Here is a 13880-nt window from a genome sequence, read left to right on the forward strand (position 1 = left end):
ACTTCACCGAACTGCCCCGTATCCGTTCCGAGCGTCCCGCGTTCGAGCTGCACTACCCACACATGGTCGAACGCATGCGCTCCGAAGCCCACGTCGGACCCGGCAGCCACGGCGGACACACCACCGAAGTACTCGAACAGTCCCGCCGTGCACCTCTGAGCACCAGCGACCACGAACACTCCGGCGACCCCGACGCGTAGTTCGCAGCTCTCTCAGATCGTTCTCAGCAGCGAAAGCAATACTCGACCGATGTCCGACTCCCCCGCGCCGAGGCTGTCGGCATGCCGATAGCCCGACGCGGGCGGTCGCCGCATTTCTCTCTGCACAGTCGGATTCGCCTGCTGATCATGAGCGTGGCCGCGTTGGCGGTCGCCGTCAGCGCGCTCGCGATCTATGCCGTCACCGAACAAGCCCTGCGCGCTCAGGTCGCCGATCGGGTCAGTCGCAACGCGGACGCGCTGATCGCCAGCGCAACATCGGGCGTGACGGCCACGCTGTTCGGTTTCGGCGTCGGTAGTTCCGATGGACCGGCGATCAAGGTCGCCCTCGTCTCCGTGGACGGCGAACTGATCACCTTCACCGCCGAGTCCCGTCCGTTCACCGGAACGAGCGGTGTCCTCGACCCACCCGAACAAGCGGTGGCCGACGGCAATGCCGAGACGTCGCTCCGCGAAGTGCGCGGCTACATGATCTCCGCGAAACGAACGGTGTCGGGAGAGACCGTGATGGTGGCCGAATCTCTGGACACCAACGCGCCCTTACTGGGCAAGCTGACGCTCGCACTCGTGATGATCGGCGCATTCCTCGTCGCGCTCGCCGGCATCGCGGGCGCGGCCGTCGCGCGCACGGGTCTGCGTCCGGTCAAACGACTGCGCAACGCAACCGAACGCATCGCCCGAACCGGCTCGCTGGAGCCGATCGCAGTGACGGGCGACGACGAACTCGCCTCGCTCGCCACGAGTTTCAACGAGATGCTGCTCGCGCTCGACAAATCGGGTGCCCGGCAGAACAAATTGATCACCGACGCGGCCGAAGAGCTGATGGAACCGCTGAACACTCTGCGGTCCAGGATCGACATCCTGATGTCCGTCGACACACAGAACCCTCCCCTCACCCCGGCCGAACACGACGAACTGCGCGCGGGAGTCATGGCCGAGATGGACGTCATCATCCGACTCGTCCAGGAACTCGTCGACCAGGCCCGAGAGGTTCCCGAGTCAACGAATGCGTGACTCTTTCTCGACCCGGTGGACGTCGACGTCTCCGAGAACACCGTCGGTGATCGTCGCCGTCATATAGGTGCAGTAGGGCTGACGACGACGGTCGGTCGGCGAGCCTGGATTGAGCAAACGCAGACCGGTATCCGCCACCGTGTCCCACGGAATGTGGCTGTGCCCGAACACGAGTACATCGGTATCCGGATACAGCGCAGCCATTCGTTTCTCGCGTCCCGCTGCCGCACCGGTCTCGTGGACGACCGTCAACCGCAGCCCGTCGAGTGTCACGTCGGCCCGTTCGGGCATGACGGCCCGCAAGTCGTCACCGTCGTTGTTTCCCCAACACGCGATCAGTCGCTTCGATCGGGCGGAGAGATCGTCGAACAATCCGATTTCGACCCAGTCACCTGCGTGGATGACGACATCGGCGTCGTCGACGGCTGCCCACACCTGCTCGGGCAACGCCCGGGCTCGCTTGGGAACGTGCGTGTCGGCCAACAGAAGTAACTTCACGACGACCAGTGTGCCCGTCAGCGCGCGTAGACCGCAGTTCTGTTGCCGTCGATCGTGTGCACGCGGACCGACGTGTCGAAGACGTCACTCAGAATGTGATCCTGCATCATCTCGTCCGAGGTACCGCCCGTCACGATGATTCCGTCACGCAGTGCAATGATGCGATCGGAATAGGCCGCAGCGAAGTTGATGTCGTGGACGATGAGCACGATGGTCTTGCCGAGTTCGTCCGCTGCTCTGCGCAGCTGCTTCATCATCAGGACCGAGTGCTTCATGTCGAGGTTGTTCAGCGGCTCGTCGAGCAGCACGTAATCGGTGTCCTGCGCCAGCACCATCGCGACGAATGCTCGCTGACGCTGACCTCCGGACAGCTGGTCCAGAAACCGGTGTGCCAATCCGTCCAGTTCGAGGAACGCGAGCGCCCTGTCGACATGTTCGGTGTCGGCTGGGCCGAGCCTCCCCTTCGAGTGCGGGAACCGACCGAATCCGACGAGTTCACGCACCGTCAGACGCGCGGTGATGTGGTTGTCCTGCCGCAGGATCGACAGGTGCCTGGCCAGATCCGCCGATCTGGTCGTTCGAATGTCCATGCCTCCGACCGTGACCGTCCCCGATGTGGGGTCGAGCAGCCGACCGATGACTGTGAGCAACGTGGACTTGCCCGCGCCGTTGGGGCCGATCAGCGATGTGATGCCCCCTTTCGCGATGGTGCCGGTGACGGGCCCCAGCACACGGTGGTCCTGATACGACATGGCAACGTCGACGAATTCGATCACAGCTTGCCCTTACGAAGTATGACGGCGAGAAACAGTGCGCCGCCGACGAATTCGATGATGACCGTCAGGAATCCACCGGCGTAGAAGATATGTTGCATGACGAATTGGCCCAGCACGAGCGTCAGCAAGCCGAGCAGGAAGGCCATCGGCATGACATACACGTGCTTGTAGCTACCGGCGAACTGATACGCCAGCGTTGCGACGACGAAGCCGTAGAACGTCATCGGGCCCACCAACGCCGTCGAGAATGCGACCATCACCGCGATCAGAATCAGCATCAGCGTCAGTTCGCGTTTGTGCGAAACCCCGATGCCCATCGCCGCTTCCCGGCCCAACAGCAACGCGTCGAGATGATGTCTGCGCTTCCACAGAATCAGACCGATCACGATGCAGACGCCGAAGGCCAGCGGAAGGTAGTCCCCCTTGACCGCGCTCAGCCGACCGAACAGCTTGACCGACAACATGTCGTACTCGGTCGGAGACAGCAGACGCTGGAGGAACGTCGAAATGCTGTCGAACGCAAGGCCGATGACGACCCCCACGAGCAGCATCAGGAACAGGCTCCCGAGTTTGCCCGAGAACATCCAGCGGTACAAGATCGTCGCGAAGACGACCATGAGCGCCGTCTGGGCAAGAAGTTTCGGAATGCCCTCGGTGTTCGCTATGACCGTGCCGCCGAAGACGAACACCATCAGCGTCTGCATCAGCGTGTACATCGAATCGAAGCCGATGATCGACGGCGTCAGAATTCGGTTGTCGGTCACCGTGTGAAAAACCACGGTGCCGACTCCCTGCGTGAACGCGGCAATCACCATGGCGCCCAACATGTTCAACCGTCGTGGAAACGCGAATGCGAAGGACCCACGGACGAACAGAAAGAGAAAGCAAGCGATAAGGGCGACCAGAACCACCGACACCAGCACGAGCCGGACACCGGGACTGAGGTACGGGCGCGGTATTCGCCGTCGCACCGGCGCGCGACGCGACGCGACGCGAGATTCAAGCACTGACATAGCGACGCTGCCTCACTATCAACAGAACGAACACGACCGCACCGACGACACCCAGAATCACCGAGGCCGGAATCTCCATGGGCTCGACGACGATTCGTCCGACGATGTCGCACGCCAACAGCAAACCGGCCCCGATGAAGGCAACCCACGGCAGATTCTTGTGCACGTCGTCGCCGAGGATCATGGACACGAGATTCGGCACGATCAATCCGAGGAACGGTATGAAACCGACGACGACGCTCGTGACGCCCGTGGCGACGGCGACCATCGTGACGCCGACGAACACGATCTGTTCGTAGCGTAGACCCACCGACGTCGCGAGGTCCTTGCCCAGACCGGCGACCGTGAACCTGTTGGCCAGCACGTACGCCAGGACTGCGATGACCAGGACAGCCCATAGTGGTTCGTAGAAACCGCGCACGACACTGCTGAATCCGCCGGACCGCCATGCGGACATCGATTGCAGCAGATCGAAGGTTCCCGCAAGGAACGTCGTCACGGCGCCGACGACGGCCCCGAGCATGATTCCGACGAGGGGAACGACCAACGACGACCGTACCGATACCTGACGAAGCACGCCGACGAAGATCATCGTGCCGACGAATGCGAAGCCCGTGGCAACGATCATCTTGACCATCGGGGTAGCGCCCGGCAGCACGATGAACGTGAACAGTACTCCGAGTCCGGCCCATTGAGCCGTGCCTGCCGTGGTCGGTTCGACGAACTTGTTCTGCGTGATCATCTGCATGATCACGCCGGAGATGCTCATCGCCATCGCCGCGAAGATCAGTGCGAGAGTACGGGGTACACGCGATATGAGGAACATGTTGCGCGCCTCGGGATCGTCGAGCAACGTCCGAAGGGTGATGTCGTAGCCGCCGACGAACAGCGAGAGGACGGCGAGACCGAGAACGGTCACGACGATCGCGGTGAGAAGCAGTGTTCGATGCTTGGTCATGGAGATACCCGTGTGCCGCGGCTTTCGACGGAAAGCCGCGGCACAGCCGGCCGACGAATCAGGCGGCGTTCGCGAACGCGGTCGAGATTCCCTCGAACGCCTCGGTGTACGCCTGGATGCCCTCGCGGGTGTAGAAGTACGGGTCGAGGTAGATGATCTGATCCTGCGTCGTGAACGTGGTGTTCGCGAAGGCCTCCTGTGCTGCGAACACAGCCCCAGCCGGGGACGCACCCTCTTCGCCTGCGGCGGCGTCGCGGTCGAGCACGATGACCCAGTCGGGGTTGGCCTGCGCGATGGTCTCCGGCGCCAGACCCGAATCCCCGTGCACGTCACCGGCTTCTCCGGCGAAGACGTCTCGCAGGTTCAGCGGCTCGAGAAGACGGCCGATGCGCTGGGCACCATTGTCGATCTTGCCGCCGTTGACGTTGGCGAGGAACACAGTCTGCCCGGTGGTCTGGGCGGCAGCGTCGGCCTCGGCTGCGTCGAGGGCCGCGATGATGTCGGCGGCCTGATCCTCCTTGCCGAAGATGGTGCCGAGCTTCTCGGTCTGCGCCTTCAGCGACTCGACGTAGTTCTCGTCGGTCGGCGAGATGTCGATCGTCGGGGCGATTTGGCTGAGCTCGTCGGTGTACTCCTGGAAGCGGTAGCCGCCGATGATCAGGTCGGGTTCGGCTTCGCTGACGACCTCCAGGTTGGGCTCGCGGTGCGTACCGACGTCGAGAATGGCGTCGTTCGAGATCCACTCCTCGAAGCCCTCGTCCGGCATCAACGGCTTGGGGAGCGCGACCGGCTCGATCCCGAACGCCTGCAGCGTTTCGAACGACGTGTTGTCGAGCGCGGCCACACGCACTGGGTTGGCCGGAATCTCGACAGGACCGTTGGCGGTCTCGACGCTGACCGTGTCCGAGGACGAAGCGCTGTCGGCGTCGGTCGACGATTCGCTGCACGCCGACAGAACGAGCATCGACGCAGCGGCGCCGGCCATGAGCAGCATCGACGTACGAGAGATCTTCACGCGTTTCCTCACCAAGGTTTGTTTACGAAGTCTTTAGTCGACGAGAAAAGTAATGGTTTAGGTGAGGCTATGCAAATCATAACGGGGTGACGCCGATCACTGAAAATCTCTGGACTTGGAACGGACACGGAGGTCCATCAGCTGCAGATGATCGGCCACGACGGTGACTGCGCCCTCGGCGTTCTGGACCTTGCCGCGCACGAGCAGAGCCGGTGCCGTGAGGGCCAGTTTGCGGAACTTGGCCCACAGTCCCACCGAGCAGACGACGTTGACCATGCCCGTCTCGTCCTCGATGTTGAGGAACGTGACACCCCCTGCCGTCGCCGGCCGCTGACGATGCGTCACCGCGCCGCCGACGAGAACACGATCTCCGTCGGGCACCTGCAGCAATCCGTTGGCCGGGACGACACCCATGTCGTCGAGTTTCTCCCGGAAGAACTGTGTCGGGTAGGAATCGGGCGAGACACCGGTCGCCCAGACGTCGGCCGACGCGATGTCCAGGTCGCTCATGCCCGGAAGCATCGGTGCCCGCGTCGACGCGCCGAGACCCGGTAGCAGATGCGACCTTTCCCCCGCGGCCGCACCCGCCGCCCACAGAGCCTCTCTTCTGGTGATGCCGAAACATCCGAGAGCGCCTGCAGTGGCAAGAGATTCGGCTTGCGACGTCGACAGTTCCACTCGTCCGGTCAGATCGAGGAACGACGCGAACGGGCCGTGCAGGACGCGAGATTCGACGATGCGTTCGGCGAGGTCCTGCCCGATGTGCCTCACGTCGGCGAGGCCCATTCGGATTTCGAGGCCGGAGCCGGTGAGATCGGCGTACCACGAACTGGCGTTGACGTCGGGACCGTGCACCTGGACTCCGTGACGACGCGCATCGGCAACGAGGGACTGCGGCGAATAGAAGCCCATCGGCTGCGCGCGGAGCAGACCCGCGCAGAACGCCGCGGGATGATGCAGCTTGAACCACGACGAGTAGAACACCAGCGACGCGAAACTCTGCGAATGACTTTCGGGGAAACCGAAATTGGCGAATGCGGCAAGCTTCTCGTAGATCCGGTCCGCGACGTCGCCGGTGATACCGTGCAGGTTCTGCATGCCGTCGTAGAACCGATCACGCAGCTGGTTCATCTTCTCCGGAGACCGTTTGGACCCCATGGCACGACGCAACTGATCCGCCTCGGCAGGACTGAATCCTGCGACGTCGATGGCCATCTGCATCAATTGTTCCTGGAACAGCGGCACCCCGAGAGTGCGTTCGAGCGCCTTCTTGAGCGACGGGTGATCGAACGTGACGGGTTCGAGTCCGTTGCGGCGCTTGATGTACGGGTGCACCGAACCACCCTGGATGGGGCCGGGCCTGATCAGCGCGACCTCGACCACGAGGTCGTAGAACTCGGACGGCTTCAGCCTGGGCAGCGTCGCCATCTGCGCGCGGGATTCGACCTGGAACACACCGACCGAATCCGCGCGTTGCAGCATGTCGTAGACAGCCTTCTCGCTCAGATCGATGTCGGCGAGATCGACATGGAGGTCCTTGTGCTCGGCCACGAGGTCGATCATGTAGTGCAACGCCGACAGCATGCCGAGCCCCAGCATGTCGAACTTGACCAATCCGACTGCGGCACAGTCGTCCTTGTCCCACTGCAGCACACTGCGATCGGCCATGGTCGCCCATTCCACCGGACACACGTCGGCGATGGGGCGATCACAGATGACCATGCCGCCCGAGTGAATTCCGAGATGCCGCGGAAACCCCTCGATCTGTTGCGCCAACTCGAGGACGGACGCAGGAATCTCACTGTCCTCCTGATCCCCCACCTTGGACCATCGGGTGACCTGCTTGCTCCAGGCATCCTGTTGTCCTTGCGAAAACCCCAACGCGCGAGCCATGTCTCGCACCGAGGACTTTCCTCGATAGGTGATCACATTGGCGACCTGCGCCGCGTACGTGCGGCCGTACTTCTCGTAGACGTGCTGAATGGCCTCCTCACGCCGGTCCGATTCGATGTCGATGTCGATGTCGGGCGGGCCGTCCCGTTCCGGTGCGAGAAAACGTTCGAACAGCAGCTTGTTCGCCACCGGATCCACGTTGGTGATGCCGATGGCGTAACACACCGCAGAGTTTGCCGCGGAACCTCTTCCCTGACACAGGATGTCGTGTGTCTTGCAGAAGTCGACGATGTCGTGCACGACAAGGAAGTAGCCGGGAAACTGCAGCCGTTCGATGATGTCGAGTTCGTACTCGATCTGCGCGTAGGCGGACGGATGCTGTTGCCGCGTACCGTACCTGCGGGCAGCGCCGTCGAACGACAGTGCCCGTAGATAGCTGATTTCGGTATGCCCCGGTGGCACGTCGAACGGCGGGAGCTTCGGCGCGATCAGACGAAGATCGAACACACACTCGCGCCCGAGTTCGACCGCGCCACGCACGGCGCCGGGGTGATGCGCGAACAACCGTGCCATCTCCGCCCCGGATCGCAGATGCGTGCCCCCGGTCGGAGCGAGCCACCCGGACGCATCGTCGAGACTGCTGCGGGCGCGAACCGCGGCCATCGCCATCGCGAGTCGGCCGCTGTCGGGTGTCGCATAGTGAGCAGCCGTCGTCGCGACGATCGGGAGCTCGTATCCACGTGCCAGTTGTGCGAGGGCGTCGTTGCGCTCGTCGTCCTCCGCAATGCCGTGATGGGTGAGCTCGACACTGACACGGTCCGCACCGAACCGGTCGACGAGGTCGGCCAACGCCGCGTCGGCTGCCGACAGGCCCCCGGTATCCAGGGCTCGTCGAACATGACCCTTGCGGCACCCGGTGAGAATCTGCCAATGCCCGCCCGCGGCGTCGGACAAGCCGTCGATGTCGTACTGCGGTTTGCCTTTGACGCCACCGCGCAGATGCGCCGCCGCGATCTCGCGCGACAGCCGTCGATACCCTTCCTGTCCCCTGGCCAGGACCAACAGATGGGAACCGTCCGGATCCAGCTCTCCCGCGCGAGACCGCGCCGTGCCCAGGGACAGCTCGGCCCCGAAGATCGTCCCGATACCGAGCGCTTTGGCTGCCCCGGCGAAACGCACCACACCGTAGAAACCGTCGTGATCGGTGATCGCGATGGCCTCCAGGCCCAGCCGCACCGCCTCTTCGACCATCACCTCCGGCTGGCTCGCGCCGTCGAGGAAACTGAAAGCAGAGTGAGCGTGCAGTTCCGCGTACGCCGTCGTCGACACCGCCGGACGTGTCACCTCGTTCTCGTATGCTTCGCGTTTACGCGACCACGCCGGACTGTCGCCGCCGTCGCCGACGACCTCGGGCACCGGCCGCGCCGGGCGGCCCGACAGCACACGTTCCATCTCCGACCACGTGGGTGGGCCGTCGTTCCAACCCATGTGCACCTCCGGTCAGTGTTCGAACGTATGTTCCCATTACACCTCGAGCCACCGACACGAATCAATCGTCGGCTCGCGACACCGATAGGCTCGCCCGGAACACATGCGCGGCCCCCTTCGATCAGATCCGGAGATCTCGAGTGACACGTTGGGCTTCATTCGTCGTGGCCAGGAAGCGATGGGTGCTCACCATCGCCGTCGTCCTCGTCGCACTCGGTGGCATCTGGGGACTCGGGGTGTTCGGCAAGCTCAGCGAAGGCGGCTTCATCGATCCCGGTAGCGAAGCAGCCCAGGTGAGCTCGCTCGTCTCGGGACTCGGACAACAGACACCCGACATCGTGGCCATCTACACCCCGCCCGAGGGCAAGACCATCGACGACATCGGCCCCGAGGTCGAGGCCGTGTTGAACGACTTCCAGAGCAAGTACACCGTTCAGAACGTCACGTCGTACTGGACGGCGGAGAACCCGGCAGCCAAAGAGCTTCTGGTCTCGAACGACGGAACGAAGGCACTCGCCACCGTCACGCTCGGCTCGAACTCGGGTGTCACGTTCTCGACGTTCGGTCAGCTTCCGCCGCAGCTCGAAGTGCCAGGGGTGACCTCGCAGTTCGCCGGGGGTTCGGTCGTCGGCGTCTCGTTCAGCACGACGCTGCAGAGCGATCTGGTTCGCTCCGAGGCCATCGCAATCCCGATCACGCTCGTCCTGCTGATCGTGATCTTCGGCGGTGTCGTCGCCGCGGCGGTCCCGGTGTTCGTCGGCATTCTCAGCGTCGTCACCGCTCTGACGATTCTGCACGTGCTGACGACGATCACCGAGGTGAGCTCGTTCTCGATCAACGTCGCATCGCTGCTCGGTCTCGGTCTCGCCATCGACTACGGCCTGTTCATCGTCAGCAGATTTCGAGAAGAGATGCGCGACGGCAAGACCCCGGCCGACGCGACCGTGCGCACCGTTCTGACCGCGGGACGAACGATCGTCTTCTCCGGTCTGCTCCTGATCTGCGCGTTCGCAGGCATGCTGGTGTTCCCGCAACCGGTCGTCAAATCGCTCGGCTTCGGCGCGATGGCCGCCGTCGCGGGCGCCGCAGTTCTGTCGCTGACGGCCGTGCCCGCCCTGCTCGCGATCCTCGGGCCGCGAATCAACTCGTTGACGTGGAGCAAGACCGCCTCCGATCGGGGCGACGCACGCGCACAGAAGTTCTGGGGAGGCGTCGTCACCCGGGTGATGCGCAAGCCCGGCATCGTCGCGACCGTCATCGTCGCCGGACTGCTCGTGTTGTCCGCGCCGATCCTGAAGGTGACGCTCGGCGAGGTCGACTACACCGCGCTGCCCGAACACGACCCGGCACGCGTCGCCGTCGAAACCCTCAGCAGCGAGTTCCCGTCCACCGGCGAAGGCGCCGTCGTCGTCCTTCGTGGCACCGACGGCACGAAACCGCAGGGCTCACCGATCGCCGAGGTCACCCGCGAAGCCGGTGAGGTCGACGGTATCGGCAACGTCCAGTTCCGTGGATCGACCGACGACGTCGTCGTTCTCCAGGCAACGTACAGCGAACCGGCGGACGGACGGACCGAAGCCGAATCGCAGAGCGCTGCAGTGCAAGGACTGCGCGACATCACACCGCCGGAGGGCACCGAGATCCTGGTCGGCGGCAACAGGGCCTTGACCGACGACGGGAACGCCGCGATCGCGACGTGGTTACCCGCGATGATCGCGATCATGGTGATCTCCACCCTGATCCTGTTGTTCCTCGCCTTCGGCTCGATCGTGCTGCCGATCAAGGCCGTGCTCATGGCCGGACTCAGCCTCGGCGCGACGTTCGGAGTGCTGACCTGGGTGTTCCAGGAAGGACATGGTGCCGAAGTACTCGGGGTGACGCCCGCACCGCTCGAAGCGACCTTCGTCGTCCTCATCCTCGCCGTCGTGTTCGGTCTCTCCACCGACTACGAGGTGTTCCTGATGTCGCGGATGGTCGAAGCACGAGCAGCAGGTGCGACGACCGAGGAAGCCGTCGTCCTCGGCGCCCAACGCACTGGACGCATCGTCACCGCGGCCGCTCTGATTCTCATCGTCGTGACCGGAGCGTTCACGATCTCCGAACTGTCGATCATGCGATTCCTCGGCCTCGGCATGATCGTCGCGCTGATCGTCGACGCCACCATCATCCGCATGCTCCTCGTGCCGTCCCTCGTCAAGCTCATGGGCGAGGCCAACTGGTGGGCGCCTGCGTGGATGAAGAAGGTGCACGACAAGGTGGGGATCGGGCACTGAGCCGCCCCATCACGGACCGAATGTCACACGCGGTCACGTGGAGTGAGCACGGGGCGCCCTCGCCCCGTCCCGGCCGCGCGGCGGGTCGGAGCGAGGGCGTCCCTCGGTCACTTCACGTAACCGAGGGTGACATTCGGTCACTCGGGGCGGGACGAACCGAACTGGCCACAGAACTTACTTCGGAGTAAGTTGACGCCCATGGCGAACTACATCGTTACCGGCGGTACGGGATTCCTCGGGCAGAACGTGCTGCCACTGCTGCTTGAACGTGACCCGTCGGCGCAGATTCATGTACTCGTTCGCCAGCAGTCCCTCGCGAAGCTCGAGCAGCAGATCGCCGCACTCGACGGCAAGGACCGCATCCACCCACTGGTCGGCGACCTCACCGAGCCCGCACTCGGCCTGCAGACCACACCTGCGAACATCGACCACATCGTGCATCTCGGGGCGATCTACGACATGACCGCCGGCGACGAACAGGCCGCCACCAATGTCGACGGCACCCGTTCGGTCGTGGAACTCGCGGTACGCACCGGCGCCCGGCTTCACCACATGTCGTCGATCGCCGTCGCGGGCGATTACACGGGCACGTTCACCGAGGACGACTTCGACAAAGGACAGGGCTTCCCGACGGCGTATCACCGCACGAAGTTCGAATCGGAAGCGCTCGTTCGCGAATCGGCGACGGACTGGCGCGTCTACCGTCCGTCGGCGGTCGTCGGACGCTCGGACACCGGCGCCATCGACAAGGTCGACGGCCCCTACTTCTTCTTCCCCCTGTTCGCCGAACTGGCGAAGCTTCCCGACGCGTTGCCGGTCACCGTTCCGGACATCGGCGCCACGAATCTGGTGCCGGTCGATTACGTCGCGTCGGCGATCGTCGAGCTGATTCATCGCAACCCGTTGGAGCAGAAAGTCTTTCATCTGGTGAACCCCGAGCCCCAGTCGATGGTCGAGGTCTACCGGGCATTCGGCCGTGCCGCGGGATCGAAGGCGAAGGTCGTCGGACTACCGGGTCTCGTCGCTGCACCTGTCGTGTCCCCGCGGTTCGACGTCGTGAAGACCGGCCGCGACGCGCTCGTGTCCCGACTCGGCGTGCCGCCGGTGATGCTGGACCATCTGACACTGCCGACGACATTCGATTCGTCGGCGACACGAAACAGACTGCGCGACAGTGGCATTACTCCACCTCCCCTGGCCGAGTACGCCGACGCACTGTGGACCTACTGGCAGAAAAATCTCGATCCGAACCGGGCTCGTCGTCAGGATTCGCGCGGACCGCTGGTCGGACGCCACATCGTCATCACCGGCGGCTCGTCGGGTATCGGTCGGGCAAGTGCGGAAGCTGCAGCCCGCAAGGGTGCGACGGTCATCCTGCTCGCCCGGGGAGCCGAGCAGTTGGCATCGGTCGTGGAGGACATTCGCGGACAGGGCGGTGACGCCTACGGCTACCCGTGTGACGTCACCGATTCGGAATCGGTCGACCAGACCGTCAAAGCCATTCTGAGCGAACACGATCACGTCGACATGCTCGTCAACAACGCGGGCCGGTCGATCCGTCGCTCGCTGTACCGCTCGACCGATCGGCTGCACGATTTCGAGCGGACCATGGCCGTCAACTACTTCGGCGCGGTTCGGCTCGTGCTTGCACTGCTTCCCCAGATGCGCGAGCGTCGCTTCGGTCACGTCGTCAACATCAGTAGCGCTGCGGTGCAAGGACATACGCCGAGGTTTGCCGCCTACGTCGCCAGCAAAGCCGCTCTCGACGGGTTCGCCGATGTCGCCGCAGCCGAAACGCTCTCGGACGGCATCACGTTCACGACCATCCACATGCCTCTCGTCGCAACGCCGATGATCGCGCCGACCGGAGACAAGAACGTCGGCCCGGTCGTGTCACCGGAGAAGGCTGCAGCCATGGTGATTCGAGCGCTCGTCGACAGACCGAAGCGCATCGACACCCCGCTCGGAACACTGGGGCAGTTCAGCAGCATCTTCGTTCCGAAGCGCAAGGACCGGACGATGCATCAGTTCTACCGTCGATACCCGGACTCCGCCGCGGCGAAGGGCGAGACGACCGAGACCCCGCCGACGCTCGCCGGCTACGAGCAACGCGCGCAATACGATTCGTCCACCGCAGCCGCGCAGGTGGCGAAACTGGCCCGTCGGCTCGGACGTCTGGTGCCCGGCGCGAACTGGTGAGTGCGCTCAGCGTCGAAGCGCGCGCGACCACACTCCGGTGAACCCAGCGCTCAGGTAGGCCAAGCATCCGAGCGCCAGAACCCATTTGCTCACGCTCACCACGGTCGTCGCACGAACGACCTTGTCGGTGATGTGCTCGGGATGATCGAGCAGATGCAGTCCGACGACGTTCTCGATGTAGTCACCGGCAGCGGAGATCACCGGCGTCGTCGCGAGAATCCGCGCGGTCCGCGGATCGAGTTCGGTGAGCTCACCGAGTCGTGCGGCGCCGGCGCGCAGCGCCAGTGCGTAGAGCGCCGGATGCACCATGTCCGGGTAGTAGTGGCTACGGAAACGGGCGGTCGTGGTCGTGTCCATCGAGTCGAGAATCTGCCGATAACGATCGGCCGACCAGGCCGTCTGAACCTCCAGAACGTGCGGCCCCGCCGGACCGAGCAACCTCACGATGTTCGCCTGCGATGCAGCGAACACGGCCGACCAGCCGATGAGTCGCACATCTCGTCTCCCCAGTCCCATACGCAGATCGTAAAGGGTC

10 protein-coding genes and 1 pseudogene are annotated in these 13880 nt (G+C 63.9%); 4 read left to right on the forward strand and 7 right to left on the reverse strand.

The window, feature by feature from the left end:
* Together HQ354_RS04205 and HQ354_RS04210 are read left to right on the forward strand one after the other, a co-directional pair.
* Nucleotides 1–200, forward strand: a pseudogene (locus tag HQ354_RS04205) (cytochrome ubiquinol oxidase subunit I); the annotation flags it as partial.
* 81 nt (nucleotides 201–281) lie between these two features.
* On the forward strand, nucleotides 282–1232 hold the full coding sequence (locus HQ354_RS04210; RefSeq protein ID WP_068432107.1) for a methyl-accepting chemotaxis protein: 951 nt from the start codon (nucleotides 282–284) through the stop codon (nucleotides 1230–1232).
* On the opposite strand, the gene HQ354_RS04215 is transcribed toward HQ354_RS04210, so the two are convergent.
* From HQ354_RS04215 to HQ354_RS04240, 6 genes are all read right to left on the reverse strand, one after another.
* Nucleotides 1218–1730 (reverse strand): metallophosphoesterase, encoded by a 513-nt coding sequence (locus HQ354_RS04215; RefSeq protein WP_068432110.1) that lies wholly within the window; start codon nucleotides 1728–1730, stop codon nucleotides 1218–1220. The two genes, HQ354_RS04210 and HQ354_RS04215, sit on opposite strands and share 15 nt — an antisense overlap.
* A 17-nt stretch (nucleotides 1731–1747) precedes the next feature.
* Complete coding sequence (locus tag HQ354_RS04220) at nucleotides 1748–2506, reverse strand: ABC transporter ATP-binding protein (RefSeq protein WP_068432112.1); 759 nt, start codon at nucleotides 2504–2506, stop codon at nucleotides 1748–1750.
* Nucleotides 2503–3519 carry an iron chelate uptake ABC transporter family permease subunit gene (locus HQ354_RS04225; protein ID WP_222634242.1) on the reverse strand — a complete coding sequence of 339 codons (1017 nt, stop codon included), beginning with the start codon at nucleotides 3517–3519 and terminating at the stop codon, nucleotides 2503–2505. Before HQ354_RS04225 ends, HQ354_RS04220 begins: the two co-directional genes overlap by 4 nt.
* A complete protein-coding gene (locus HQ354_RS04230; protein WP_222634243.1) occupies nucleotides 3506–4477 on the reverse strand; it encodes an ABC transporter permease in 972 nt (323 codons plus the stop codon). The genes HQ354_RS04225 and HQ354_RS04230 overlap by 14 nt, the downstream gene beginning before the upstream one ends.
* A gap of 58 nt (nucleotides 4478–4535) precedes the next feature.
* The gene (locus tag HQ354_RS04235; protein ID WP_254303672.1) at nucleotides 4536–5492 is read right to left on the reverse strand and encodes a siderophore ABC transporter substrate-binding protein; all 957 of its coding nucleotides are present in this window, start codon (nucleotides 5490–5492) and stop codon (nucleotides 4536–4538) included.
* Between the two features lie 96 nt (nucleotides 5493–5588).
* Nucleotides 5589–8873, reverse strand: a complete 3285-nt coding sequence (locus tag HQ354_RS04240; RefSeq protein ID WP_167677422.1) for an error-prone DNA polymerase — start codon at nucleotides 8871–8873, stop codon at nucleotides 5589–5591.
* A gap of 140 nt (nucleotides 8874–9013) precedes the next feature.
* Here HQ354_RS04240 and HQ354_RS04245 point away from each other — a divergent pair, with 140 nt between their 5' ends.
* The gene (locus tag HQ354_RS04245; RefSeq protein ID WP_167677424.1) at nucleotides 9014–11146 is read left to right on the forward strand and encodes an MMPL family transporter; all 2133 of its coding nucleotides are present in this window, start codon (nucleotides 9014–9016) and stop codon (nucleotides 11144–11146) included.
* Between the two features lie 198 nt (nucleotides 11147–11344).
* Nucleotides 11345–13345 carry an SDR family oxidoreductase gene (locus HQ354_RS04250; RefSeq protein WP_222634244.1) on the forward strand — a complete coding sequence of 667 codons (2001 nt, stop codon included), beginning with the start codon at nucleotides 11345–11347 and terminating at the stop codon, nucleotides 13343–13345.
* Between the two features lie 6 nt (nucleotides 13346–13351).
* Here the strand turns inward: HQ354_RS04250 and HQ354_RS04255 are convergent, their stop codons facing one another.
* On the reverse strand, nucleotides 13352–13861 hold the full coding sequence (locus HQ354_RS04255; RefSeq protein WP_068432129.1) for a hypothetical protein: 510 nt from the start codon (nucleotides 13859–13861) through the stop codon (nucleotides 13352–13354).
* Nucleotides 13862–13880: the final 19 nt, after the last annotated feature.

The sequence above is a fragment of the Rhodococcus sp. BP-261 genome (assembly GCF_019835205.1).
GTDB classification, from domain to species: domain Bacteria; phylum Actinomycetota; class Actinomycetes; order Mycobacteriales; family Mycobacteriaceae; genus Rhodococcoides; species Rhodococcoides kyotonensis_B.

Coding starts and splice junctions, on each gene's coding strand:
- HQ354_RS04210 (WP_068432107.1), top strand. CDS start 282: ATGCCGATAGCCCGACGCGGGCGGTCGCCGCATTTCTCTCTGCACAGT.
- HQ354_RS04225 (WP_222634242.1), bottom strand. CDS start 3,519: ATGTCAGTGCTTGAATCTCGCGTCGCGTCGCGTCGCGCGCCGGTGCGA.
- HQ354_RS04230 (WP_222634243.1), bottom strand. CDS start 4,477: ATGACCAAGCATCGAACACTGCTTCTCACCGCGATCGTCGTGACCGTT.
- HQ354_RS04240 (WP_167677422.1), bottom strand. CDS start 8,873: ATGGGTTGGAACGACGGCCCACCCACGTGGTCGGAGATGGAACGTGTG.
- HQ354_RS04250 (WP_222634244.1), top strand. CDS start 11,345: ATGGCGAACTACATCGTTACCGGCGGTACGGGATTCCTCGGGCAGAAC.
- HQ354_RS04255 (WP_068432129.1), bottom strand. CDS start 13,861: ATGGGACTGGGGAGACGAGATGTGCGACTCATCGGCTGGTCGGCCGTG.